We start from the raw sequence: 25,134 nt of genomic DNA on the forward strand, positions 1-25,134 counted from the left end.
ATTAAACATATATCTTTGCATTATGATAGCAGAGAATACGCAAACCCAAATGCGCAAGGGCATACTAGAATATTGTGTGCTTTTAATCATCTCCCGTGGAGAGATTTACGCGTCTGATATAATCGCTGAATTAAAGCGAGCAAAACTACTGGTAGTAGAGGGTACTTTATATCCGCTGCTTACCCGTTTAAAGAATAATGGATTGTTGAGTTACAACTGGGTAGAATCTACCTCGGGACCGCCACGTAAATATTATGTGTTGACACCGGAAGGTCGCCAGATTTTATCACAACTAGATACCACTTGGAGTGAATTGGTTTACGCCATCACTACCGCGCAACAAGGAGCAAACCAAACAACAGAAGAAAAATAAATTAACGCAGTGGCTTAGCTACTGAAAAAAATACTGACATGAATAAGACGATTATCATTAATATAGGCAATTCTATTATCCACATTGAGGAGGAGGCTTACGAAATACTAATGGCATACCTTAACGAGATTAAACAACATTTCGCTAAAAATGCCGATGATTTCGAGATTGTAAAAGATATTGAAAACCGTATTGCCGAAATGTTTGCGGAGATTTTGCAAAAAGGGCAAAAACAAGTAATTGATGTTGCCGATGTACAGGGCGTAATTGCTCAAATGGGTAGCGTTGAGGATTTTGTTGACGATGAGGAGGAAGTAAGTTCGCAAAACTTTTATGCCAATTATAACGGCATTAAGAAGTTGTATCGCGATACCGATGATGGTGTAATTGCAGGTGTGTGTGCTGGTTTGGGTCACTACCTAAATGTAGAAGCACGTTGGTTACGCTTGGCATTTTTCTTACTTACTTTATTGGCTGGAACAAGTATTTTGGTTTACCTGATTTTGTGGGTTGCGATTCCAAGAGCTGCCACACGTTCTGAACGAATGGAAATGAAAGGCGAAGCAACCAATTTGTACGGTTACAAAAAAAGCTTTGAAGATGAGCTTGCAGCATTTAAAGCTAACATGAAATCGGCTAACGACCACTTAGCGCCTGCAATGAAAAAATCTGGTAATTTTATTGCCGAAACTTTGAAAATGTTTGGTCGTTTTATTAGGTCGGTATTTAGAGTTTTTGGAAAGACTATTGCCATTGCTTTTATTGTATTTGGTTTCGGAACAATGATTTTCTTAATCGTTTTTCTTGGTATGTTAGTTGGTTTCTGGGACGAAAGCACTTACCAAACTTTCCCTTTAAATGTAATCAATACGCCGTTTAGGGATGGTTTAATCTTTCACGCATTTCTTGCCTTTTTTATACCTGTTTTGGCACTAGTACTTTATGCTCTTAAAGTAATTAACAATAGAATTGAAATTAGTAAATATGTTTGGTTCGGTTTGCTGATTGTTTGGATGGTTGGTGTTGGCACATCTGGTTATTACACCGCAAAAATTTTAGCAGAGTTTAAGGAAGAAGCACAATTAGTGCAAAAAACTGAGTTGAAAAAAATGCCTCTCTACGTTATTGATGTCGATAAAAGCATGGTTTTTAACAGACAGGATAGTATCAACTACCACCTAGAAGAAATGAATATTGGCAATAAGGTAATTGTAGATAATTATAATGATGGTCCTTTCGGTAATCCTAGAAATGTAAGTTTTGAGATAGAGAAAAGTCTAGATGATAAAGCCTCAATTACTACCACTTTTGGTTCGCAAGGTAAAGATTTTCAAACAGCTTTAAAAAATGTACAAAATATTGACTACAAGTTTGTACAAAGAGACTCCGCTTTGGTGTTTAGTCCGAGCATTAAATTTAAGCAGCATGGTGCTTGGCGAGGTCAAAGTGTGCATGTTGCTTTAAAAATACCCGTTGGCGCTCGTGTACTGATTAATGAAAACGCGAACAGATATTGGAGCTTTTATCAATATTACGATTGCCGAATAGATAGAAGGTCTGAAGATAACCCTTACCGCGAATCTATCATGACCGAGGAAGGTTTGAAATGTATGTACGATTTAGAAAATCCAGAAGAAGATAAAAGTAGTCAGTAATTAGTGGTCAGGTATCAGTCATTGTTTGATAGGCTGATACCTGATTAAGATCCAAATACATTTAATATAAATTTTAAACCTCAGCAATGAGGATGGTTATTGTATTGTCTAAAAATTAGGTGTCAGTAGAAAGGTTTCAGTAGTCAGTTACGGGTTAATTACCTAAACTGATCCCTGACGACTGATCCCTATCAACTTTAAAAAACATGAAAAAAATATTACTACTAATGACATGCCTTTTGGCGTGGGGGACTTCCTTTGCCCAGAAAAAAGGAAATATCAGCGGAAAAATACTTGCTGAAAATAATGAAGCTTTGCCTTATAGCTTGGTTAAATTGATCAATTTAACAGATACTTCAAATATCAAAGAAGTTTCTGCGAATCTGGATGGTGTCTATCGGTTTCAGAATGTGGCGGAAGGCCAATATCAAATCAGAGTGAAAATGGTTGGCTATCAAAACTATGCTTCGGCTAAAATCACATTTAATGGAAGCGATTTACAAGTTCCATCTGTAAAAATGCAGACTATTAGTAAACAATTAAGTGAAGTAAGCGTGGTTGGTCAAAAACCGTTTGTAGAGCGCAAGGCAGATAAAACAGTGTTGAATGTTGAAAGTAACGTAACTGCGGCGGGCAATAGTGTTTTGGAACTGTTGGAGAAAGCACCAGGCGTAACCATCGACAGGCAAACTGAGCAAATCAAACTGAATAATAAAGCGGGCATCACCATTATGGTGGATGGAAAAACGAACTTCCTCTCTGGCGCAGATATTACCACTTTGTTGAGTAACATGACCAGTGACCAAGTAGCAACCATCGAGTTGATTACCAATCCATCTTCAAAATATGATGCCGCCGGAAATGCAGGTATCATCAATATCAAATTAAAGAGAAACAAAAACTTTGGGACTAATGGTAGCATTGCCGCCAATACGGGTAGAGGAACCGTTAAAAATGGACCAACCGATTTGTACCGTCATAGCGCCAACCTCAATTTAAACCACAGGATTGAGGACTGGAATATTTTCGGAAACGCAACTTATAATACACGCACCAATTTTAATCAAACTTTGTTGAACAGAAATGCCATTACTACAGGTATGCAAACTACGTTCGCTCAAGATTTTAATCGTAGACAAAAGGGCTCTGGTTACTCGGGTAAAATTGGTGCAGATTACTATGCCTCTAAGAAAACGGTAATTGGTGTAATGGTTGATGTGGTGACCAACGACAATAATTTAGTAGGTTTTAGTACAGCCAACATTAATGAGTATCAGCAAAATACACAGACGTTAAGTTATATCCGCCAAAACAGCGGTAACCAAGCCAAGTTTAATAGCATTACTTCAAACTTTAATATTAAACATGATTTAGCAAAAGCCGATGCCAATATCACTTTCGATGTAGATTATGCTGGTTACGGTATGGATAGGAATGACAGTTTTGATGCACTTTATTTAGATGCATCGCAAGTGCAAACTAATAGCTCTAATTTGCGAAATATTGTGGATGCAAAAATTGATGTATTAGCTGCGAAGACAGATTTTACTTGGCCATTCTCTAAAACTTTAAAATTCGAATCTGGCTTAAAAAGTAGCATCGTAACTACGAATAACGATTTCATTTCCGAGCAATTGACTAACGGCCAGTGGTCTGATGTGTTGGGTAGGTCTAACTTATTTGTCTACAAAGAGAATATCAACGCCGCTTATGCAAATTTATCCCAAAATTGGAAAAAATGGCAAGTGCAATTGGGCTTGCGGGCAGAACACACGCATAGCAAAGGAGAATCTGTTACGGCAAATAAAGTGGTAGATAGAGATTATATCTCGTTATTTCCGTCCGTATTTATCAAGCAAGAGCTGAATAAAAACCATAGCTTAAATTATTCTTACAGCAGAAGGGTAGACAGACCGAATTATCAACAACTAAATCCGTTTGTGCAATATCTGGATCCATATACCATTGATAGCGGGAACCCGTACTTAAACGCACAATTTACCGATAATTTTGAAGTAGGCTATAGTTTCAAAGAAATCTCGTTGTCGCTTAATTACGCTAATGTAAAGGGAATGATTACGCAGGTGAGCAGACAGAATGATGCTACTCGTCAAATAGAAGTACAACGCCAAAATTTTGGTCAGGCAGATTTGTACAACGCCAATTTATATGTGCCAATTAAAGTAACCAAGGCATGGAGTATGCAGAATAATTTCTCCACCGCTTATCAGGATTATAGAGATGCTACGTTGGTTGGGGCAGCTTATCAACGGTCTAAAGTGTCTTTCAATTTCAATACTTCGCAGTCTATTGCTTTCACCAAAACCTTTAGAGCGGAAGTTAGCTTTTGGTACGACTCGCCAGGAATACGCGGGGTAGAAGAAACTACTATTGCTCAATATGCACTTAACTTAGGCTTACAAAAAACACTAATGCAAAACAAGTTGAAGCTACGTTTAAGTGTAGACGATATTTTAGCGACTAACTATTGGGAAGGACAAATGAAATATCAGAATGTAGATATGTACATCACAAACTATTACAACAGTCGCAGGGCATCGTTTAGTGTGAACTACAGTTTTGGTAACCAACAGGTGAAATCCGTAAGGAATAGAAAAACTGCGCTAGACGATATTAGAGGTAGAACTGGTGGGTAGAATCAAGAGTCGCTTGTAGTCAAGGATGATTAGAAATGAGTTTTAAAATGAAACTCCCTTTTTGCACAAGATAGTTTGTTGCTGAACACAGAGATTGGCAGGTAAAGAAGTTAAATTAGTTAATGGAGCAATCTTTTACTTGAGGTACAACACTAGAAAAATGCAGATAGAAATGTTACTAGATAAAAATAATTTAAACGGTCGTCAGTTTTTCGATGAAATGACAAATGAGTGCCTTGAATAGCGACTTTTTTAATCTGTTAAACATAAGTTTTAATCGATAATTTAATAAAACTGGAACTAGCAATATCCTTACAATTGGGTATTGCGCTCTAAGTTAATTACTTGGAATTTTATCGAAATTAATTTATAATGATAATGGAAAGGAAATTTGTAAAGTTTAGTCTGCTGCTTTTGATCGTAGCATTTGTTGTGAGTTGTAAGAAAAATAAGGATGAGATTAGTGGCGAAAAAGACAAAGAGCATGTGTCGATAAAACTAGAAGCTAATGCAGAAGGATTTAAACCTTTAGCATTGGTACAGGTGAAACTAACCGATATTTTGGTAGATAAGTTTGATACTAATGGCACTTTGTTGGATAAATCAGTAAAGATAGCGGTTATAAATAATACTGCCAATTTCTTAGTTCCAGAAGTACAAGCAGGAAGCTACGATTTAAATTTCACTGTGAAAGATCAAAAATATGTACTGAATCTAAAAGTGATAGCATCGGGAAGTGTTTCTGAAGCAACTGTTTATGCAGATCAGATAGCTAGTGGAGTAGAGAAATCTATAACCGAGCTAAAAGCCCAATCAAATAACGACCAATTGCCTGCTACTGTAAAAGCTAGTGCATTGGCAGATGCTGAAAAATATAAAGCCCTTTTTGAAGAATATGGCAACGAATATAACCAGCTCAATGCTGCTGAAAAAATGGTGTTTGCTAAAGTTATTGCAGCAAATATGGATTGGATTCAGGAAATTAAGTCTTCATTAGCGAGTATTAATAAAAGTGCTCAAGGGTTGAAATCTAGTCGATCTGTTAGTAATACTGGTGTACAAGATTACGAGCAACAGCAAAGTGACCTTATTGAACAGTGGCTTCGATCTACTTACTCCCTAACCAGAAACATCGCTAAGTTAACTGCTGTCATTCTTGTTATGCCAGTTACTGGTGCCATTCCGCTGATCGGCACAATTGGTACAGGTGTAGCATTAGCCTACATGGCTACAGCTGTATTATCGTCTTTAAGTCAAAACCTAGCTATATTGGGTCAACTTATGGAGGTAACCTTCGCTCCCTACCAAAATTTAACATTTGGAGATTTTTCTACTGAGGTATACAATAATGCACAAGCTAAAGTGTACACAGCCAGCGCCAGCTTTAGAAAATTAATGACTAACGACGAAACTAACGCTGAACTTGGAGCCACACTAAAAGGTTTATTAAGTACTTACAATGCTTTCAAGACTGAAATAGGTGATTTGTTAAATAAATTACCGGCTAAATTTAAACCTAACATTTCAATTGCAGGTTTGAAATCTAGCATTCAGTCGGCGGTTAGAGGTATCCACAACAAGTATATTAGCGTAACTAATATTAGCAATTCAAGGGTTCAATTAGCTGTTGATAAACAAGCTGATGGTACGGTTAAGTTAACGGCAAGTACTACGGCTACTACAGATCAAACGTTCACTTATGACATCAGCTATGCAAATACCTCCGTTAGTAGCAATAGCATGAAAAAGACAATTACCGCAACAGTTAAGGCGGAAGTAGATTCTACACAAATTTATGTAAATGCTGTGGTTGGGAATTGGCGGGTTACCAATGTGGATACTGCAACACCCTATACTTACGACTTGGTAATTAACGCTGGAGGAACAGGTTACTACACTGCTGGTACTAGTAAATACGCGATTACTTGGAGTATTATCAAAAGAGAGAAGAAGTACTATTTGTTTGAATCTGGTTTTTGGCATCCTGGTTTCAATCAGTTTAGGGTTTATGGTAAAGGATTTTCAGATGAAGGCTTAACTTACCCAGTGACAGGATTTAAACATTACTCTGGAGGAAATTCTATTGTTTCTCTAGTATACCAAAAAAATTAGGTGTAATTTTTCTGGTATACTTTATGCCTATCGGTTCTGACAACTGAGTAATTTAAGAGACATAAATAAAAATAAAAGACTACTAATTTGGTAGTCTTTTATTTTTTATATACATTTGTTCCAGTTCAGCAATTAACAAAAGTGTTTAACCATTAATTATTTTGATATGTCAATCTATTTAGAATTTCCTCTGATAGCAGAATATCCTATATATGGTAGTCCGTTTAAAAATGATGAACAGCAATTTTTCTCAGAGGAAGAGAGCCTTAGAGAAGTGAAAGAGGAAAATGAAATATTGCAAGATTTTCTGTTGCTAAAAACAGTTTAAAAACATTTGGCCAGTTGACCGATTGGGAGGTGGAAGTTTTATATATAAATGTTATAAAGGTCATATAGAATAGCGATGCTATGTTATCTTTAGAAACAACGCTATTTCATAAACTTCTGATGATGGTTCGAATCCATTGCTAGGCCGCTACGCTTATTAACTAACTAAACCTAAAGCCGAGGTGCATGCATGCATCTCGGTTTATTAAGCATTATTAACACATAGTCATGTGGCCGAGTGGTTAGGTACAGGTCTGCAAAACCTTTTACGGCGGTTCGAATCCGCCCTTGACGTCTAAAACAAAAAAGGAAAAGCCGTTTTAACTTTTCCTTTTTTGTTTGTTCAATTCCGAACCAGAATTATTTTACTGTATACTTCAATACGGTACGACCAACATTTCCGTCCTTGTCAATGCCTTCCACTACTGCTTTGTAATTTCCTTTGCCGTCGGCGTTGTTAAATTCAAAACTAATGTTGCCTTTCTCGTCAGTAATTAACTTCGGATTCCAGTAAATGGTAGTTCTCAAATCGTTACTAGTTACAGGTGCGTTTGGCGCATATTTAGGAGAGTAGAATTCTCTTTCTTTACTGTAGCCCATTGGCGAATACTTCACCTCATACTTTTTAGGAATCATATCCAAGAATTCTTGCTTAGATATTTTTTCTCCTTTAGGAATTTTTTTGGTATTGATTACAATTACACCTTTTGTTCCATGCATTCTATCTACGGTACCAAGTGGGTCGTTTAAGAAAATTTCTATAGACTCAACATCGTTAGCGGCAACAGTATTAATTGCATTTGCATCAACAAACATTCCGTTCAAGAAAATAGCGGCAGGAGTGCGTGCACCTTGATTGTAATCTCTTGTAATGTAGAATTTTTGTTCGTTAAATTCGTAAGTAAAGCTTGGTGCTTGCACTTTTAAACATTCCAAAAGCATGTTACAGCCTTCTAAATTTTTGCCATCTATAAACCTATCTGGAATTTGGCTTAACCCCGATAAAGCAGCATGGTCTGAATGACTAGGTTTTTTAATGGCGGCTCCTTTAATTTCCACAGTTTTTAAGGTGCGCATAAAGCGATATTGCTTTTGACTGTTAGTTAAATACGATGATAAGGCAGTATCAATATTTTCGATTTCATCTGCAGCATGAATATTTGTTCCTTTTCCAGCGCTCGGAGTACCGTCTAACATAATCATCAAGTTGTTATAGTTAGGATTAGAGCGAGCAGAAATAACTACCTGCGACGAATCTGGAAAAACTAAATCCTTGAAGTTAAAAACACCTACATTGCTGGTCTGGATTTCCCTAGATATTGGCTTTCCAGTTACCATCATTCTCATCATTCCCTTTCTTATTGGCATACCCGTTAAATCTCTCAACGTGCCCGAAATGCTAATTCCCTGCTCTGGCAATAAAAAAACTTTAGGATAACGTCCTGCTAAAATTTCCTTGTAAGCAAATCTTCTGTAACCTTGTGTCAATAGTAAGCGGTCTAAATCTCCAAGTTTTTTCTCATCAGTTTTGGTGAAATAATAGTTAGGTTTTTCTACGTAACCTTTCAAATCTGAAGTAAGCAGCAAAGAACTCAAAATAGTAGTTTCGTTGTTTTCATCTACTGGAACTTTGGTCTCGTCAGTAACCGTTACAGAGAAATCACCTGCTATTGGCTGACCTTTACTTTTGGCATCCAAGGTAAGTTTAACCTTTTGACGAGGTTTGTAAGTTGGTAAATCTGCCTTTAAAGCTAGGTTCATTGCATCAGCATGTAAAACAAAAACCAAACGTTCGCTAATAGGTTCGCTTTTTTCATCAAATAAAGTGATTTGTGTTATGCCTGAAGGAAAATTTTGTTTCGGTATTTTAGCTGTAATTACTTGATTTTTTAAGTTTAGTTTAGCCGCGTAACCGATGGTATTGCTATTCTGTCCAACTAAAAAGAAAGATTTTTCTTTGTTGGCTTCAAAGAAGGCGTTACTTGCGATAATGCGCAAGTTAATTACATCAGCAACAGCTGGATTGCTTGCCTGTAAGGTAATGCCCTCTACAGCTTTAGGTAAATCGAAGGTTGTAGAAACCCCACCTGTGGTATATTTTAATTTGTAATTTTTACCTGCTTCTGGAGAAAGGAAAAAGCTGCCGATACCTGCAAATGAAGAAGTAAAGGTTCCAACTTCGGTGTTTTGTTCGTCTACAATGCTTCCTTTTACATCGCTACCCAAACCATTAGCTTTAACTGCTTTAAAACCAACCTGATTAGGTATGCCTACAATCAGTTGCCCTCCTTCTGGAAATACCTGAAAATCTATGGCGTTGTCATTTTGTCTAATATTGAAACTGGCACTTGCCAATTCTTTATCAGCAATACTTACATCGGCTACTAAAGTTCCTTTTTTAATTGGATCGCCAGCTTTACTTGTAACCGTTATGGTAAGATAACCGTTGGCGTCAGTTGTGCCGCGGCCTCTGGCAAAAACATCATAATTATGGAAAACCCGCCAATTGACTGTTTTATTGGCCAATGGTTTTTTACTGGTGTCTTTAAATTGGATACGAGCCGTAGTTTTTATGGCTTTGTCTGCTACGCTATTTGTAAGATTAGCATTCGTAATCAACTGTTTATCTATGGCTTCGCCAATTAAAATGTTTTTAGAGAAAAAATAATCTGGGTCGAAATTCAACATCCATAATGTGTAAGCTCTGATGTAATAATTGCCTTGCTTAAAGGTGTTCATTGATAGCGGCATATTGCCATAAGCCACGCTGTTTTTTACGGGTAGCTTTACAGTTTGCACTAATGAATCTACTGCGTTGTACATTTCTACATAAACTATTTTGCTTAATGGCGATGGAATGTTGTTTTGTGTAGTAACGTAGGCCTTAAACCAGACTGTATCTGCAACGGCGTAGTAAGGTTTGTCGAAGTGTAGATATACTTTTTCTAAGGGTTGCTCGTCTGAAAGGCGCTTAGTTTTAGTAAGAATATTATTTAAGGTAACGCTGTCTTGTTGGGCATAGGCCGATGTTAGGGCAAAGCAAAAAAGCAGCAAAAAGATTTTCGTAAATTTCATTTTAATACAAATTCAACATCGTTGTTAGGAATGGAGCAATCCTGTAGGTTGGATGAAATATGATTAAGATTGCTTCGTGCCTCGCAATGACGAGTAAAATGTTAAATATATGGTTTATTGCTTAAGGACGGGCGATTGTATCTAAACTTTAACAAAATTTTACATTAGCAAAGGTTGATTTTATTTGCTGCGATGGGCCTCAATCTCATTCTCTGCCGCTGTTCTAGCTTCATTATAATCTGCATTCGTTTAATTGATGTCTGCTATGGTTTTCATTGCCGTCTGCTTTAGCTGACGGAAAATTAAGGGCAAAGGATTTTGTAAACTACACCTGATGGAAATGGAAACCCCGTACAAGAGCGCAGCGAAGGGGAGGAGTTGTAATGAACAGCAGGGCTACCGGTTGACAGTAGTAGTGGATTTGCTGTTCTAAAAAAAAAATCCGCAGATTTCAAGAATTTAACATTTGAAATCTGCGGGATAAATATTAAAGTTCAATAATGAAATTTTCTTTCGATGAACGAACTTTTTTCAAGCCTGCTAACCAATCATTAGCTTCGTCGCGGTAACCTAAAGGTAAAACGGTAACGCTTTTTAAGCCTTGTTCGCTTAATTTTAAGATTTCATCGTATTTGGCATTGTCGAAACCTTCCATTGGCGTAGCATCAACTTTTAACAAAGCTGCTTCGGCAATAGCGGTACCAAAAGAAATGTAAGCCTGACGAGCTGCATGCTCAAAATTAACTTCAGCTTCTCTTGGTAAATAAATGCTTTTTAAGCGAGCTACGTAATCTGCTGTAGCTTCTGCCGGCACACCACGCTCTGCATTGGTACGGTTAAAAACTTCGTCAATACGTTCTTCGGTATAGTTATCCCAAGCGGCAAAAACCAATACGTGAGACGCATCTACAATTTGAGATTGTGCAAAAGAGTGAGGTAGCAACTCTTGTTTCAAAGCAGGGTCGGTAATTACAATTACTTTGAAAGGTTGCAAGCCCGACGATGAAGGTGCCAAGCGAGCAGCTTCTAAAATTTGATCTACTTTTTCTTGAGGAACAGCTTGGCCGTTCATTTTTTTAGTGGCGTAACGCCAGTTTAATGCTTCAATTAAGCTCATGATTTTTTTAACGATTGATATTTTTAATGAATCCTTGTATGGCATCCAGAAGTATTTGCTGTTGCATTTCGTCGGGAGCCGCGGTTAGGTTAACCATGTTGATGGAAGTTAGTCCGTGGAGGATAGACCAAAGCGTGTGAAACTTGAGAAATTTACGTTGTTCATCTGCATCTTCCATCAAACTACTAATGGTATTGATGAGTATACTACTGAAGTTACATATTTCTTTAATTTCTCTCGCTTTCTGACAGCTTGGAATGCCCAGACCGAACATCATTTTGTAATAGGCAGAATTGCGGAATGCGAAGTCGTAATAGCTTAACGCCATCTGAATAAGCTGTTGCTCTGGTTCCTGAAATTTCTCTTTTGTGCTTTGCATGTCCAATGCAAGCATATTGAAGCCATTTTTCACGAACTCTTCCTGTATAGCATCCTTGCTTTCGAAGTGATTGTACACCACAGGCAAACTATAGCCTATAGCTTCAGCAATTTTTCTCATAGAAACAGCTTGCCAACCTTCTTGCAGCACAATTTCTTCTGCTACCTGTAGAATTGAATTCTTGGTCAGTTCTTTCTGCTTTTGCCTATCGTTTTTAACTAACATTTTATATTAGGTTAACACTGTTAACAAAAGTATAAGTTAACAGTGTTAGCTAAAAATATATTTTACGTTTTGACTAAAAAATGATAGAGTGTTTAGCGAGAGCTAATATTTTTTATTCGTGCATCTGTGGTTAATAAAAATAAACAGACAAACAATTTGATCTTAAATAGGGTTATTTCTTATGCAAGCATAGCTTGGGTGATTGTGATTTTAAGCTGCATGCGAATTGTTTTTATGGATACCAAATTTAAGCAAGATGAAAAAATTGATATTATCAGCAGTACTGGTGGTGGTTGCTACCGCTGGTGCTATGGCGCAAGAAGTTAGAGGTTTTTACCTGAAACCAACAGGTAGTTATTTTATTAAAGTTACTCCGGTGGAGTTTCCAAATGTAGGTGAATTGCAACCTCGAGACCGAGTTTTTAACATCAATCCACTAACTGGGGCACAAACCCTACTTTCTGAAGAGACCATCACAGGCTCTTTTGGGCAAGGCTGGAGAGCAGGCTTAACTGGAGGATTTAGGTTTAGTCCAGTGGTAGCTTTTGAGATGGGAATCAACTATTTCCAAAGTGAAAGACAGACGATGGCTCGTCAAACCGGTTATAATCAGAATAATGGTAACACATTGCTCTCAGTTCATTCTAGCGGACAAGCTAAGGCATTAGATTTAACCCCAACATTGGTCTTCCACGTGCCTACATCCAGCAACTTTAGGCCGTATTTGAAAATTGGAGCAGTATTGCCAGTTTATGGTTATTTGGATATCAAGACAACACTGAATGACCAAACTGGAACTATTGCTAGCGAAATTAACCCTGCTTTGAGAGCTGTTCAGTTAACTAGAGAAGAACGTATTGAACCTAGACCAACTATCGGTTTTTTAGGTGCAGCTGGATTTAGTGTGCCTATTAGTGCTAAAGTTAGCTTTTTTAGTGAAATCGAATACCGTAACGTATCTGTAAGTAGCAAGGAAAAAGAAGTGAAGAAATTTGAAGGTACTGGTACAACGTTGCTAGGAACCCAAGTGCCAATAACCATTAACGATTTGCCAACTGCTCAACGTTACACAGATTACCATAAAAAAATTGATCAAAATTCTAACGTACCTGGTAATGCAAATTATGATCCTAACAAAAGAGGAGATGATTTGAGATCGTATATTAATATTGGTGGTTTAGGTATGAATGTGGGCTTGAAGCTGGCTTTTTAAGAAAGCTTCGAAACATTAAGAAATTAAGATTCATTAAGCCTTAATGAATCTTAATTTCTTAATGTTTTATTTAGATGTTTTTAAGAAGGAATCTGTTCCACTAAAATTTCTTTACCTGCTTTATCATAATAAATGCAGGTCATTTGGCTTAAATCAACAACCCATTTCTCGATTCCGTTTTCAGCACAATCCTTACAGAAAGTGAAATAGTCTGTTTGCCCTTGTTGATGAGCCTTTAATTGCTTTAAAAATTGTTCCTTGTTGGTTTTTTCAGCGATTGCTAAGTTCTCATATTGAGCTTCAGAAGAGGTGCGGAAATTATTAGCCCCTAAATATACTGTATGGCTATCCTTTACCCAAGTCTCGAAGCCTAAAACTCCCATCTCTTTAATTTCCTGAATGTACTTTGGAAAATCTGATCCCGACTTCACTTTGTCATGAGCTTGCTCAATTTGTGCTACTGTAAACATTTCTTCTTTTGGTTGATGTATGGGCGAAACATTTTTCGCCCATACAAGATGCGAAATATTTTTAGCTCTTATTTAATCTTCGCTTTAAATAATTTTTCCAGCTTATCCATTTTTGGTAAAATTACAGCCCTGCAGTAAGGAGCTTGTCCATTTTTAATATAGTAATCTTGATGATAGTTTTCTGCTACATAAAAAGTCTGCGCTTTGTCTATGGCGGTAACTACAGGCTTGCCAAAGGCATTTTCTTTGTTAAGTAGCGTTTTGTATTTCTCGGCGGTAGCTTTTTGCTGCTCGTTATGATAGAAAATAACTGAGCGATATTGCGTACCAACGTCTGCACCTTGTCTGTTCAGTGTAGTTGGGTCGTGTAGCTTCCAGAAAATTTCAAGCAATTCTTCGTAGCTGATTTTTGCAGGGTCATACTGCATTTCAATTACTTCTGCATGGTTGGTGGTGCCTGTGCAAATATCTTCGTAAGTTGGGTTGGCCAAATGGCCACCTTCATAGCCAGAGCGGACATTACTTACTCCATTTAAACGTTGGAATACAGCTTCGGTACACCAAAAACAGCCCATTCCGAAGGTTGCTTTTTCTAGTTTTGGCTTTTGGGCATCTGCACCAAGTATAGAGAAGAGAATTAAAGACGTCATAATTATCCTTTTCATTTTTTGTGTTTATGTAATTATACGTAAAAGCTGTCGCAATAGTTTTGCCCGCCATTAAAAATGACAAGCGGCTTAATATTGAGAAAGATTAGCTAACGATGGAATTAACCGTTAATATTTGAGATGTTGTTGCTGTTTAGCCCCGATAGCAGCGGAAATACTTTTTGTAGCACTTCCTTTAATTTGTCGAAGCATTTTGCAATAACCCTTTCGTTAAATTTAACATTGTAGTACCACAAAAAGATTGCAGCGAATAGCGGGACTACCGAAATATAGATGCGACTAAAACTGCGCTTCAGAATAAAAAGTACTTATGGTTGTGGGTAATAGTTCAGTTTTATCTGTATGTGTTAATAACTTAAGTTATTGTTTTATATGTTTTTATGTTGATATTTTTTGTTTAAATAAGGTTTGTTAACATAACTTTTCTAAATTTAACTTGAACATTAAAATAAACGATATGTCAACACCTTATATTCCGTGTTTAGACTTAAACACTTATGTAAACGGAACTGAAGAGCAGCGCAAGAAATTTTCTGATGAACTTGGTAAAGCTTTTAATGACTCGGGTTTCGTAACGATTACTAATCACGGCGTTAGTCAGGAGCTTATAGATAAACTTTATGCTAACATTAAAGCATTATTTGCTTTGCCGGTTGAAACCAAGCGTAAATATGAAAAAGTAGAATTAGCAGGGCAACGTGGCTACACTAGTGCTGGTAAGGAAACTGCAAAAGGTGCAAAAACTGCTGATTTGAAAGAATTTTGGCAGATTGGTCAGACGGTTACCGATGGCGACCCAATTAAGAATGAATATCCGGAAAATGAAATCGTTGAAGAGATTTCAGATTTTAACCCTGTAACCAGAGAGATTTATCAGAAATTAGAAGAAAATGGTAAACATTTATTAAGAGCTATTGCGACTTATTTAGGCTTGCCGATTGATTATTTTGATAAACACGTACATAATGGAAACTCAATTTTAAGAGGTATCCACTATTTTCCAATTGAAAACCCCGAGACTATTGCTCCCGATGCAGTACGTGCTGGTGCGCATGAGGATATTAACTTAATTACCCTGTTAATTGGTGCGAGTGCTGATGGTCTGGAAGTGTTAACTCGTAGCAACGAATGGTTGCCAATTAAAGCGCATCATACTGATATTGTGGTGAACGTAGGAGATATGTTGCAACGTTTAACGAACAATAAATTACGTTCTACTACACACAGAGTAGTAAATCCACCTCGTGAGTTGATGAAAACTTCGCGTTTTTCGGTGCCTTTCTTCTTGCACCCTCGTAGCAATATGGATTTGACAAGTTTAGAATCTTGCATTGATGCGGAACATCCAAAAGCATACAGCGACATGACTGCGGGTGAATACTTAGATGAACGTTTAAGAGAAATTGGATTGAAGATGTAAATCTGCAATTTAGCAGGATAAATGAGAAAGGCAGCTATCAGTTTAGCTGCCTTTTTTATTACTGTTTGATCAAGGTATCTACCTTAACGGTATCAACTATCTTTGGTGGCAATTTTAGCATTTCCACTGGTTTAGCTAAAGTTTTCTTTACGTCTTTAGCAGTTTCTTTAATTGGCGCTTTAGCAGGCATCGACTTATTAATGGCAGTTTTTCCTTTAGGATTACTTGTAGCTGGTGACTTTGCTGGTGTTTTTGCTTTAGGCTTTGCCTTGGTTGCTATCCCCTTAATAATATCTGCCTTGCTGGTTGGTCTTAATTCTGGCTTCCAAATGAAGCCTGTTAATAAGGCTTCTTTAGCAAGTTTGTCTATTGGATCTACCGCACCTTCAACTTCACGAATGGTAACAATGTGAGTCAGTTCTTTCTCCAAAAACTTGAACCTTAACCGACTGCTCACCGTTTGGTTTACATTATCGTATTCGCCTTTGTTGTTTTTGCTATAATAAATACTTTCTGCATTGCCGTCTACATACATATTTCGAAGTTCGCCTTCTACAAAAAAGCCAGTGATAATTTTTCCTTTTACCTGGTTAAACTTGGTAGAATCGCCCTCTACGTTAACGATAAATCCATTTTGCAAAACTTGGAAATTATGAATCTTGCTTTCCTTGAAGAATACATTTATTGTGTCTCCAGTTTGTTGGGTTCCGTTAGACCACAGGATAGGATTTTTATACCAACGTAATGTAGAATCGGCCGAAGTGTAAAATAATGAATCTGCTTTGGCCTGCATGTTAGCTTTATAAACTCTCACATTGTGGAAAGCCTTAATTATCCTTGCCCTAACCGTATCTGCCGGATTGGTAATGATTGTGTCTTTTAGTAAAGGTTTGATGACTTTGTTAGCTGTGCTCGCATTAACAATAGCATTCTTGCCATCAACAGCTTCTTTAGTTTTTCCTTTCACTGTCGCTGCTTTCTGAATTTTATTTTTAGCAGAATCCAGCTTAACTAATGGAATAGCTTCTTTCAATTTTAAGAGACTATCAGTAACAATACTATCTCGTTGTAGTTTCAGTTTGTTGATAGTTAAACTATCTACAGGAGGCGGTGGTGGGTCATCTGTTGGCACTTTTCCTCCATTTTTTTCCAATTCCCTACGCTCTTTCCTACTTAGCTTTTTACCTTGATTCGATTCCTTTTTTTTCTCTTCTTTTATCGCATCACCTTGTTGCTTTAATAGTTTTCTTGCTTCTGCTTTTTCCTTGTCTTTTTCTGCTTTTTCTTTTTCGTCCTCGGTACCAATCTCATTGTCTTTTTTTACAACTGGGCGGTTTAACAACTTCAAATCCTTTACAAAAGAACGTTGGCTTTCTAAGGTATCTGCGCCTAACCAAAGCGTATCAGGTATTTTTTTATCCTTCACCATGATGCTGTCTTTTGTGCCGAAGGCTACATAAGCTTTTTCGGTGGCTACTATCCTTTCCTCAGCTCTGTAATATTCACCTAGCTGTCCCCAAAGTGTGGTTTGGTCTTTCGTATCTCTAAATGTAATATTCTTAACCGCTTTGCCATAACCTTGCTTGCCATAATAGTATAAACTATCACCTTTTAAAGAGCGGCTACCATTGGTGTACAAGTTATTTTTACCGAAATAAGCATTCTCACTTTTGGTATTATAAGCGCCATTTTCGGTGTAAAGTTTGTCTTCTTTACTTTTGATATTGGTTGGCCCGTAGAAATAAGTCCAATTAGTACCTGTGTTATATCTTAGGTCGTCAGAAGTAATAGTTGCCTTTTCTGCCGTTACTACCAATACATTGTATTTGAAATAGGCATCTCGGTCTTTAGAAAAGTAAAACCCTTCTCTACTAGTTATGGTCGCATCTTTATTCACTAATTTTCCACCAGTGGTGTATTTGCCAATTTTAGCCACCATGTCGTAATCTAGGATGTTAGAAGTAAGTGTATTTTCTCTATCTACTAATTTTACATTTTTATCCAAATGAGCTTTTTTGCCATTTCCATCGTAATTCAGGAAATCTGAATAGATATTTAAAGTATCGCCCTGGTTGATATGAACATTACCAAAAGCCTCGAAAAAGTTCCTTTCGGTATAAAGTACAGCGCTGTCGCATTTTAAGATTGCACCTTCATGGCTAAATGTAGGTTTTTTAAGATGAGTGATATTGGCTTTAGGACTTCCATCAGCCCTTTCAGCAGTCTCCAGCTTTATCTGTGTACGGGTTTGCGCCAATAGCACAAATGGACAAATGAGGAATAAAAATAAGAGGTGTAACTTTTGCACGTACAAATTTACAATTTTAGATTCAGTTTATTTTGTCGGTTATTGGCAGACAATCTTCAATTAACCAATTTTAACAATTAGCCAAATAAGCAATTAAGTTTTCTATTTTTGAAATCATGTTACCAGTACAGCAATTCATCGATTACATTTCGCAGCACAAGCTTTTTGATAAAGCCGACCATTTATTGTTGGCTGTAAGCGGAGGTAAAGATTCTGTATTAATGGCACAGCTATTTAAACTTGCAGGCTATAATTTTAGTATCGCACATTGCAATTTTAATTTACGTGCCAATGAAGCCCAACGGGATGAGGCCTTTGTGAAGTTGTTGGCAGATGAGCTGGGAGTGCCTTTTCATGTAACACATTTTGATACGAAAGCTTTTGCCGAACAGCACAAAATGTCTACTCAAATGGCGGCAAGGCAACTCCGTTACGATTGGTTTGAAGAAATTAGGCTACAGTACGACTATCAATATATTGCGGTGGCTCATCATCAAAATGATGCGATAGAAACGGTATTGCTCAATTTAGTAAGAGGGACAGGAATTAGTGGTATGCATGGCATATTGCAAAAACGAGGTAGGTTGGTAAGGCCTTTGTTGTTTTTATCCAGACAAGAAATCGATGAGCTTATCGATGCCAGCGGGCTTTCTTTTGTAGAGGATAGTTCTAACCAAAGCAGTAAATATGCCCGTAACAAAATTAGACTCAATGTTATTCCGCACCTGCGGGAAATTAATCCCAACCTGGAAGAAACTTTTGTACAGAATATCCATCGCTTTGCGGAAACCGAAGCTTTGCTACAAAAAGTGGTAATGGAAACTAGCGAGCGCTTATTTGTTGAGGAAAGTGGAAATATCCAAATAGAAATCGCAGAAGTGATGAACCTGCAGCCTCAAAAATTGCTGTTTTTTGAACTTTTAAAACCATTTCATTTTACGGCTTCAGTGGTCGATGAGATCTTATCGTCACTAAATAAACAAAGTGGGACTTCATTTTATAGCGCTACACATCGCCTTACTATTGATAGGGCACAGCTTATCATTTCTCCATTGACAGATACCAAAGAGGAGTTACTTTATTTTCATAGAGAAGAAAGCTTGCGTATATCGGATAAAAATTTGTCTTTGCATGTTTCGGAAAATATCAACTTTCAAGCGGATAAAAATTTTGCTTATGTAGATGCCGATTTGTTGATTTTTCCGTTAGTGATAAGATATAGGCAGGATGGAGACCGATTTAAACCGCTTGGCATGAAATCTTTTAAGAAATTGAGTGATTTTTTTGTGGATGAAAAAGTGCCTCTGCCGCAGAAAGATAAAATTCCATTACTGATTAATGGCAACGGTCAACTCATATGGGTTGTAGGAATGCGGCAAGATGAAAGATATAAAGTAAGTGCAACAACGAAAAAAGTTGCTATATTCGAATTGTCAAATTTATAAATGGACGGTAGATACACCTATATTGAGAAACAGTACATCGGTCGCGATTACATTCGTATTTGTATACGTCTAGTGATGGCTGCTTTCTGTTTTGCGGTATATGTTTACGAAAGAGATAGAGACAACACCGTCGATTTATTTTTGGTAGTAGGCTTTGGTATTATTGCCGTATCTATTATTCTATTGTTTATGGTGCAGTACAAAACCACTATAGAAAACAAAAAAGTAGTTATAGATGGCTTATGGACTGCTAAAAAAGTAGTCATCGATTTAAACAACATTAAAGAAATACGTAAGGAAACTTACAGCAGATATTTCTTCAACAATCCCGTATATAATCTTCATAAAAATGGTACTGTCCGTTTTTTCTCTTCAGGAAGAGATGCTGTGGTATTAACCGATAGGGATGGACTACAATATTACATTGGTACGCAAAGGCCTAATGAAATGTACCTAGTGCTACAAAATGAAATGAAGGCGTAGTGTGCTTCATTGTGAAGAACATTCCCCATTTTTTCTTATTGTTTTAGCATAAATATCTTCGTCTAGCAATATTTACACAACATTTGGCTAGGGCATTATAGTTGTTATCTCTAAGAAAACAATTACTATGAAAAAGTACATTTATTTATCAATTGTAGCCGCTGGTTTAGGTATTTCTACAGCGAGTGCACAAGTTTACGTTGCCAAAGTTTCTAAAGATTCTGTTGGCGTTTTAACAGGTAGATTGGAAGCCTTAAAAATCAGTCAGAAAATTCAGGAGCTTAAAATTGATGAAGCAAAAGAAGAAGCCGAGGTTGAAAAGTTAAGGGTTAAATTGCTTGAGGCGAATGATAAGGCTAAAGAGTCTGCAGCTAAAAGTAGCGGTCACATATCTAAAACCGGTAGCAGTGATATTAATATCAAAGAAACTGAGAAACTCGCAAAAAAAGCCAAAAATGACATGGAAGATTCTCAAAAAGCACTAGACCGATTTAACAAACAAATAAGAGCGGTAGAGAAAGTAAGAGCGGAAATACAAACCGAGGAACGAAAAGCAGGTTATAAAAAGCCACTATTAAGTTTTAACTATCAATAAAAAAAAAGGTGCGCTAAGCACCTTTTTTTATGGAAATAAACCTAATCATTTTATTACTCGCAGATAACAATTTTTAAATAAGATATCCTTTACATTTGCCATTGTAAATCTTTAGGTTTACCTCACAACCAGCTAATGAAAATAGGAATAGTTTGTTACCCTACCTTTGGAGGTAGTGGAGTAGTAGCTACAGAGCTTGGAAAGGCTTTGGCTAATCAAGGCCATCAAGTGCATTTTATCACATACAGTCAGCCGGCAAGGCTCGATTTTTTCTCTGCTAATTTGTTTTATCATGAGGTTGCAGTAAGGGATTATCCACTTTTTGATTATGCTCCTTACGAATCTGCGCTGGCTAGCAAGCTGGTAGATGTGGTACGTTTTGAGCAGTTGGATATCCTGCATGTTCACTACGCTATTCCGCATGCGTCTGCTGCATTTATGGCAAAGCAGATCTTGGCGACTTACGGTATCAATATCCCTTTTGTAACTACTTTGCACGGTACAGATATCACCTTGGTAGGTAAAGATGCAACTTATAAGCCGGTAGTAACATTTTCTATTAACCAAAGTGATGGTGTAACTACGGTCTCGGAAGATTTGAAAGAAGATACTTATCGCCATTTTGAAATTACGAAGGACATTAAGGTGATCCCTAATTTTATAGATTTTAACCGCTTTAGCCTACAGCCGAAAGACCATTTCAAAAAGGCGATTGCACCAAATAACGAGCGTATCTTAATTCATACTTCTAATTTCAGGAAAGTGAAACGTACAGAAGATGTGATCAAGATGTTCCATAAAGTTTTACAGAAAATTCCGTCTAAGTTGTTGATGGTAGGCGATGGGCCAGAACGTTCGGCAAACGAGCAGCTGTGCAGAGAGCTTGATATTAGCGACCATGTGCGTTTTCTAGGTAAACAAGATGCAGTAGAAGAGATTCTGTCAGTTTCTGATTTGTTTATCATTCCATCAGAGAATGAAAGCTTTGGTTTGGCTGCATTAGAGGCAATGGCCTGCAAGGTGCCTGTGATTTCTTCAAATGCTGGTGGATTGCCAGAGCTTAATATTGACGATTTCTGTGGTTACATGTGCAATGTTGGAGATATAGACGATATGGCAAACAAGGCTATCACGATACTGAGTAACGAAGAAAACCTAAATTACTTTAAAGAAAATGCGTTAACCAGAGCTAAAGATTTTGACCTCAAAAAAATACTTCCACAATATATAACGTATTACGAAGAAGTGATAGCGGGGAAGAAGTAAAAGCCACTTTTCCACAATTACATATAAAGGTATACTAGCTCGTCGATATTTTTATTTGATGTTGTGCTAATGTTTTCTCAAAGTAGAAGAGATATTAGTCGTATCTTTGCGCCGCTGAAATTACGGCTACGGTTAAGTAGCATAAGCTGATTTTGGGTAAAAAAAATATTTAATGAAAAAAATAGCCGACTACAGAAAACTTTTGAGTGTAGATAAAAATGCAGAATTAAAAGACCTTAAATCCGTTTATCGCACCTTGATGAAAGATTTTCATCCGGATAAATTTCAAGAGGAAGAAGATAGGTTGAACGCCGAAGCCAAAAGTAAAGAGATTATTGAGGCTTATCATTTTTTGGTGAGCATTGCTTCAGAAACACGTGATAAAAATCTTGAAACATACACGCAAACTACCACTTTGTCTAATATTCAAGATTTTGAGTACAAGCAACAAGTACTAATTATTCATTTTTATGATGGAAGTTCATACGAATATTTCGACGTTCCTAGAGCAGTTTATATCAAACTAGTAAACGCTGATTCTCCAGGTCGCTTTGCTCGTCGTCATATCTTTAATGAATATCCTTACCGTAACGTGGCTAAGGTTGCCGAAACTGCATAAAGATATTGTGTAAAGAAAAAAGACTTACCTAAACGGTAAGTCTTTTTTGTATAGCATAGTTGCAAAGTTAGATTACTTCCCAAAAATTACGCAAACAGGTGTGCCTACATTGATGCGCTTGCTGCTGTCTGTTAGTTTTCCAGTTTTTGTATTTCTATTAAAAATAACTACATCGTTGGTATATTGGTGTGCCACTAATAAAAAGTTGCCGCTTGGGTCTATACTGAAATTACGAGGACCTTTGCCTAAAGTGCTTACTGTTTCTACCGATTTCAATTTACCACCTTTTTGTACTGCAAAAACACTGATGTTATTCGCATCGCCGCGGTTGCTTTCATACAAAAATTTGCCATCAGCTGAAATATGAATATCGGCAGCATCTATGTTCCCTTTGAAATCTTTTGCCACCGTTTCTACTTCTTGTAGCAGAGTAAGGCTGCCATCCTTATAGCTAAATGCACTGATTTTGCCATTAAACTCGTGTGCTAAGTAAGCATATTTTCCATCTGGGCTAAAAGTTAAGTGGCGGGGCCCAGAACCCGAGTTGGTTTTTACGCTAGATTTGAATTTAAGCGGTTGCTCTGCATTAGCATCATAATGGTAGATGTATACTTTGTCTTCTCCCAAATCATTAGAAATAACATATTTCTTGTCGGGAGAAAATAATACTTGGTGAACGTGTGCTTTTTCTTGACGTCTATCTGGACCTTTTCCTGTATGTTGTATGTTTTGTTTGATGCTGGAAAGGGAACCATCCGGCTTAATACCGAAAATGCTGATGCTACCACCACTGTAATTCGCAGTAATTACGTTTTTTCCATCAGTTAAAATGAAACAAGGGTTTTGTCCGTTGGTAGCCTCTTTGTTTAAGAAGCTAGCTGCGCCAGTTAGTGCATTAAATTTAAAAGCGCTGGCGGCACTATTTGTACCATCTTCGTACACACTGTAAAGAAAATCGTTGTTTTTGCTTAAAGCTAGATAGCTGGGGTTAGAAACATTTTTGATGACATTCAATTGTTTTGTCGCAGCAGTTTTACTGTCGAAATCATAGACGTAAATACCTTCGCTATTGCCTTTATTGGTGTAGGTGCCTACAATTAATTTATGGTTTTGTGCTAGAGCAAATAAAGAACTCGCACTAAGAGAAGCGATCAACAAAAGTTTTCTAAACATAATATTCGATTTTGTGGAAAGTTAGCAATAAATAAAAAATGCGCAAAAGTTAATTCTGCGCATTTTAAGTTTTATTTGATCAGATGTTTAATCTGGATAATTTCGTGTTCATCCAAGAAACGCCATTTTCCTCTAGGCAAATCTTTCTTGGTTAAATTGCCATAAACCACACGGTCTAGCTTTACAACGTCATATCCCAAATGTTCAAAAATACGGCGAACAATTCTGTTTTTACCGCTGTGTATTTGAATACCTACTTCGTTTTTAGCTGCACCAGCTACATAAGAAATATTATCTGGCTTAATTAAGCCATCTTCTAATTCTAAACCAAATTGGATTTTATTGAAATCGCCCTGCGAAAGGTTCTTATTAAGTTCTACTTGATAAATTTTAGTAATACCATGACGAGGGTGAGATAATTTGTCTGCTAAATCACCATCATTGGTCATTAATAGTAAGCCTGTTGTATTTCTGTCTAAACGACCTACCGGATAAATACGCTCACGACTAGCTTTCTCTACTAAATGCATTACCGTTTTACGCTCCTGAGGGTCTTCAGTAGTTGTGATGTAATCTTTAGGTTTGTTTAAAAGCACGTAAACTCTTTTTTCGCGTTTCAACAACTCACCGTTGTATCTTACCTCGTCTTTGTAAGGGTTTACTTTGTGGCCTAGCTCAGTAACTGGTACTCCATTTACAGAAACTACGCCTGCTTCAATCAGTTCATCGGCTTTACGACGAGAACATATACCTGAATTGGCAATGTAGCGGTTCAAACGAATTAAATCGTCGTCTTCTTTCGGAGCATTTTTTCTACTTCTTAAGGTAGGAGCCACTCTCTCGCCTTTATCTTCTTTTTTATTTTTGAAATTACCGTCTTCTCTTTTCCTAAAAGGACGATTATCTCCGTAGCGGTTGCCGCTGTCTTTTCTGTCTGAAAATTTAGAAGCTGCACCGTCTTTGGCGTAGCTATCTTTTTTTACATAGCTTCTTCTCTCGCCCGAGTTTTCCTCGCGGCTGCCATTTCCTTTAGCAGAAAAAGGTCTATCTTGTTTTTCCCAAGGCTTGCTGTCTCTTCTATCTGATGAGTTTTCGTCACGTTTACCTCTTCCGGCAAAAGGTTTGTCAGACTTTTCCCAAGGTTTGTTATCTCTCTTATCAAATGATTTTTTAAAGCCTGATGTTTCGTTTGAATCTCTTCTAGGTCTTTCAGAACGAGATTGGAAATCTCCACCTTTAGAATAGCTGCCTTTGTTATCTCTTTTATCGAAAGATTTTTTGAAACCTGATGTTTCATCTGAATCATTTCGTGATCTTGATGAGCGAGGTTTAGCATCATCGCTCTTGTTATATTTAGAATCTCTTCTGTCATTGGTGCCGAAACTTCTGCTTTTGTTTTCGTCTTTGGCACTAAATCTTGGCTTGTCACTATCTGTCTGTGCGGTTCTTCTTCCGGTTGTGCTTCTGCCTGGTTTGGACTTGTCATCCCGACTTTTCCCTTTGTTACTATTTGTCATGATACGCTTTTAATCGCATAAAATAATGCGGCTACAA

At 37.2% G+C, this 25,134-nt stretch carries 20 protein-coding genes and 1 tRNA gene; 13 read left to right on the forward strand and 8 right to left on the reverse strand.

Translation table 11 applies throughout. The annotated features are described in order from the left end of the window. The first annotated feature begins 22 nt into the window (after positions 1-22). The 6 genes from CRO54_RS13615 (at position 23) to CRO54_RS13635 (ending at position 7,419) form a co-directional block, all read left to right on the forward strand. Entirely contained in the window at positions 23-373 is a 351-nt protein-coding gene (locus CRO54_RS13615) for a PadR family transcriptional regulator (RefSeq protein WP_097132625.1), read from the forward strand. Positions 374-411: 38 nt separating this feature from the next. Beyond that, entirely contained in the window at positions 412-2,028 is a 1,617-nt protein-coding gene (locus CRO54_RS13620; RefSeq protein ID WP_097132626.1) for a PspC domain-containing protein, read from the forward strand. Positions 2,029-2,234: 206 nt separating this feature from the next. Beyond that, the gene (locus tag CRO54_RS13625; RefSeq protein WP_097132627.1) at positions 2,235-4,685 is read left to right on the forward strand and encodes a TonB-dependent receptor domain-containing protein; all 2,451 of its coding nucleotides are present in this window, start codon (positions 2,235-2,237) and stop codon (positions 4,683-4,685) included. A 378-nt stretch (positions 4,686-5,063) separates the two neighbouring features. Beyond that, positions 5,064-6,797: a DOMON domain-containing protein gene (locus CRO54_RS13630; RefSeq protein ID WP_097132628.1), complete on the forward strand. Its 1,734-nt coding sequence runs from the start codon at positions 5,064-5,066 to the stop codon at positions 6,795-6,797. A 166-nt stretch (positions 6,798-6,963) separates the two neighbouring features. Next, entirely contained in the window at positions 6,964-7,125 is a 162-nt protein-coding gene (locus CRO54_RS21230; protein WP_171047914.1) for a hypothetical protein, read from the forward strand. Between the two features lie 223 nt (positions 7,126-7,348). After that, positions 7,349-7,419, forward strand: a tRNA-Cys gene (locus tag CRO54_RS13635). Between the two features lie 65 nt (positions 7,420-7,484). On the opposite strand, the gene CRO54_RS13640 is transcribed toward CRO54_RS13635, so the two are convergent. The 3 genes from CRO54_RS13640 to CRO54_RS13650 all read right to left on the reverse strand — a co-directional run bounded on the left by CRO54_RS13640 (position 7,485) and on the right by CRO54_RS13650 (position 11,920). Beyond that, a complete protein-coding gene (locus CRO54_RS13640; RefSeq protein ID WP_097132629.1) occupies positions 7,485-10,199 on the reverse strand; it encodes an Ig-like domain-containing protein in 2,715 nt (904 codons plus the stop codon). A 487-nt stretch (positions 10,200-10,686) separates the two neighbouring features. Then, entirely contained in the window at positions 10,687-11,316 is a 630-nt protein-coding gene (locus CRO54_RS13645) for an NAD(P)H-dependent oxidoreductase (RefSeq protein WP_097132630.1), read from the reverse strand. 7 nt (positions 11,317-11,323) lie between these two features. Next, positions 11,324-11,920 (reverse strand): TetR/AcrR family transcriptional regulator, encoded by a 597-nt coding sequence (locus tag CRO54_RS13650; RefSeq protein WP_097132631.1) that lies wholly within the window; start codon positions 11,918-11,920, stop codon positions 11,324-11,326. 256 nt (positions 11,921-12,176) lie between these two features. On the opposite strand from CRO54_RS13650, the gene CRO54_RS13655 reads away from it, so the two are divergent. Continuing rightward, entirely contained in the window at positions 12,177-13,133 is a 957-nt protein-coding gene (locus tag CRO54_RS13655; RefSeq protein WP_097132632.1) for an outer membrane beta-barrel protein, read from the forward strand. 80 nt (positions 13,134-13,213) lie between these two features. Here CRO54_RS13655 and CRO54_RS13660 read toward each other — a convergent pair whose 3' ends face one another. After that, positions 13,214-13,603, reverse strand: coding sequence for a DUF1398 domain-containing protein (locus CRO54_RS13660; protein ID WP_097132633.1), 390 nt, complete (start codon positions 13,601-13,603; stop codon positions 13,214-13,216). Between the two features lie 68 nt (positions 13,604-13,671). Next, positions 13,672-14,268 carry a peptide-methionine (S)-S-oxide reductase MsrA gene (msrA, locus tag CRO54_RS13665; protein ID WP_097132634.1) on the reverse strand — a complete coding sequence of 199 codons (597 nt, stop codon included), beginning with the start codon at positions 14,266-14,268 and terminating at the stop codon, positions 13,672-13,674. Positions 14,269-14,728: 460 nt separating this feature from the next. On the opposite strand from msrA, the gene CRO54_RS13670 reads away from it, so the two are divergent. Beyond that, positions 14,729-15,691, forward strand: coding sequence for an isopenicillin N synthase family dioxygenase (locus tag CRO54_RS13670; protein WP_097132635.1), 963 nt, complete (start codon positions 14,729-14,731; stop codon positions 15,689-15,691). Positions 15,692-15,749: 58 nt separating this feature from the next. Here CRO54_RS13670 and CRO54_RS13675 read toward each other — a convergent pair whose 3' ends face one another. Beyond that, a complete protein-coding gene (locus CRO54_RS13675) occupies positions 15,750-17,999 on the reverse strand; it encodes an OstA-like protein (protein WP_097132636.1) in 2,250 nt (749 codons plus the stop codon). A gap of 116 nt (positions 18,000-18,115) precedes the next feature. Here CRO54_RS13675 and tilS point away from each other — a divergent pair, with 116 nt between their 5' ends. The 5 genes from tilS to CRO54_RS13700 all read left to right on the forward strand — a co-directional run bounded on the left by tilS (position 18,116) and on the right by CRO54_RS13700 (position 22,407). Beyond that, complete coding sequence (gene tilS / locus CRO54_RS13680) at positions 18,116-19,444, forward strand: tRNA lysidine(34) synthetase TilS (protein WP_097132637.1); 1,329 nt, start codon at positions 18,116-18,118, stop codon at positions 19,442-19,444. Continuing rightward, complete coding sequence (locus CRO54_RS13685) at positions 19,445-19,927, forward strand: hypothetical protein (protein ID WP_097132638.1); 483 nt, start codon at positions 19,445-19,447, stop codon at positions 19,925-19,927. 127 nt (positions 19,928-20,054) lie between these two features. Further along, positions 20,055-20,522, forward strand: coding sequence for a hypothetical protein (locus tag CRO54_RS13690; RefSeq protein WP_097132639.1), 468 nt, complete (start codon positions 20,055-20,057; stop codon positions 20,520-20,522). Between the two features lie 135 nt (positions 20,523-20,657). Next, complete coding sequence (gene bshA / locus CRO54_RS13695; protein ID WP_097132640.1) at positions 20,658-21,788, forward strand: N-acetyl-alpha-D-glucosaminyl L-malate synthase BshA; 1,131 nt, start codon at positions 20,658-20,660, stop codon at positions 21,786-21,788. A gap of 172 nt (positions 21,789-21,960) precedes the next feature. Continuing rightward, positions 21,961-22,407: a KTSC domain-containing protein gene (locus CRO54_RS13700; protein ID WP_097132641.1), complete on the forward strand. Its 447-nt coding sequence runs from the start codon at positions 21,961-21,963 to the stop codon at positions 22,405-22,407. Between the two features lie 72 nt (positions 22,408-22,479). On the opposite strand, the gene CRO54_RS13705 is transcribed toward CRO54_RS13700, so the two are convergent. Together CRO54_RS13705 and CRO54_RS13710 are read right to left on the reverse strand one after the other, a co-directional pair. Continuing rightward, complete coding sequence (locus CRO54_RS13705) at positions 22,480-23,580, reverse strand: lactonase family protein (RefSeq protein WP_097132642.1); 1,101 nt, start codon at positions 23,578-23,580, stop codon at positions 22,480-22,482. A gap of 71 nt (positions 23,581-23,651) precedes the next feature. Beyond that, on the reverse strand, positions 23,652-25,097 hold the full coding sequence (locus CRO54_RS13710; RefSeq protein WP_097132643.1) for a pseudouridine synthase: 1,446 nt from the start codon (positions 25,095-25,097) through the stop codon (positions 23,652-23,654). Between the last annotated feature and the right edge of the window lie 37 nt (positions 25,098-25,134).

Source organism: Pedobacter xixiisoli, assembly GCF_900215335.1.
Lineage (GTDB): Bacteria > Bacteroidota > Bacteroidia > Sphingobacteriales > Sphingobacteriaceae > Pedobacter > Pedobacter xixiisoli.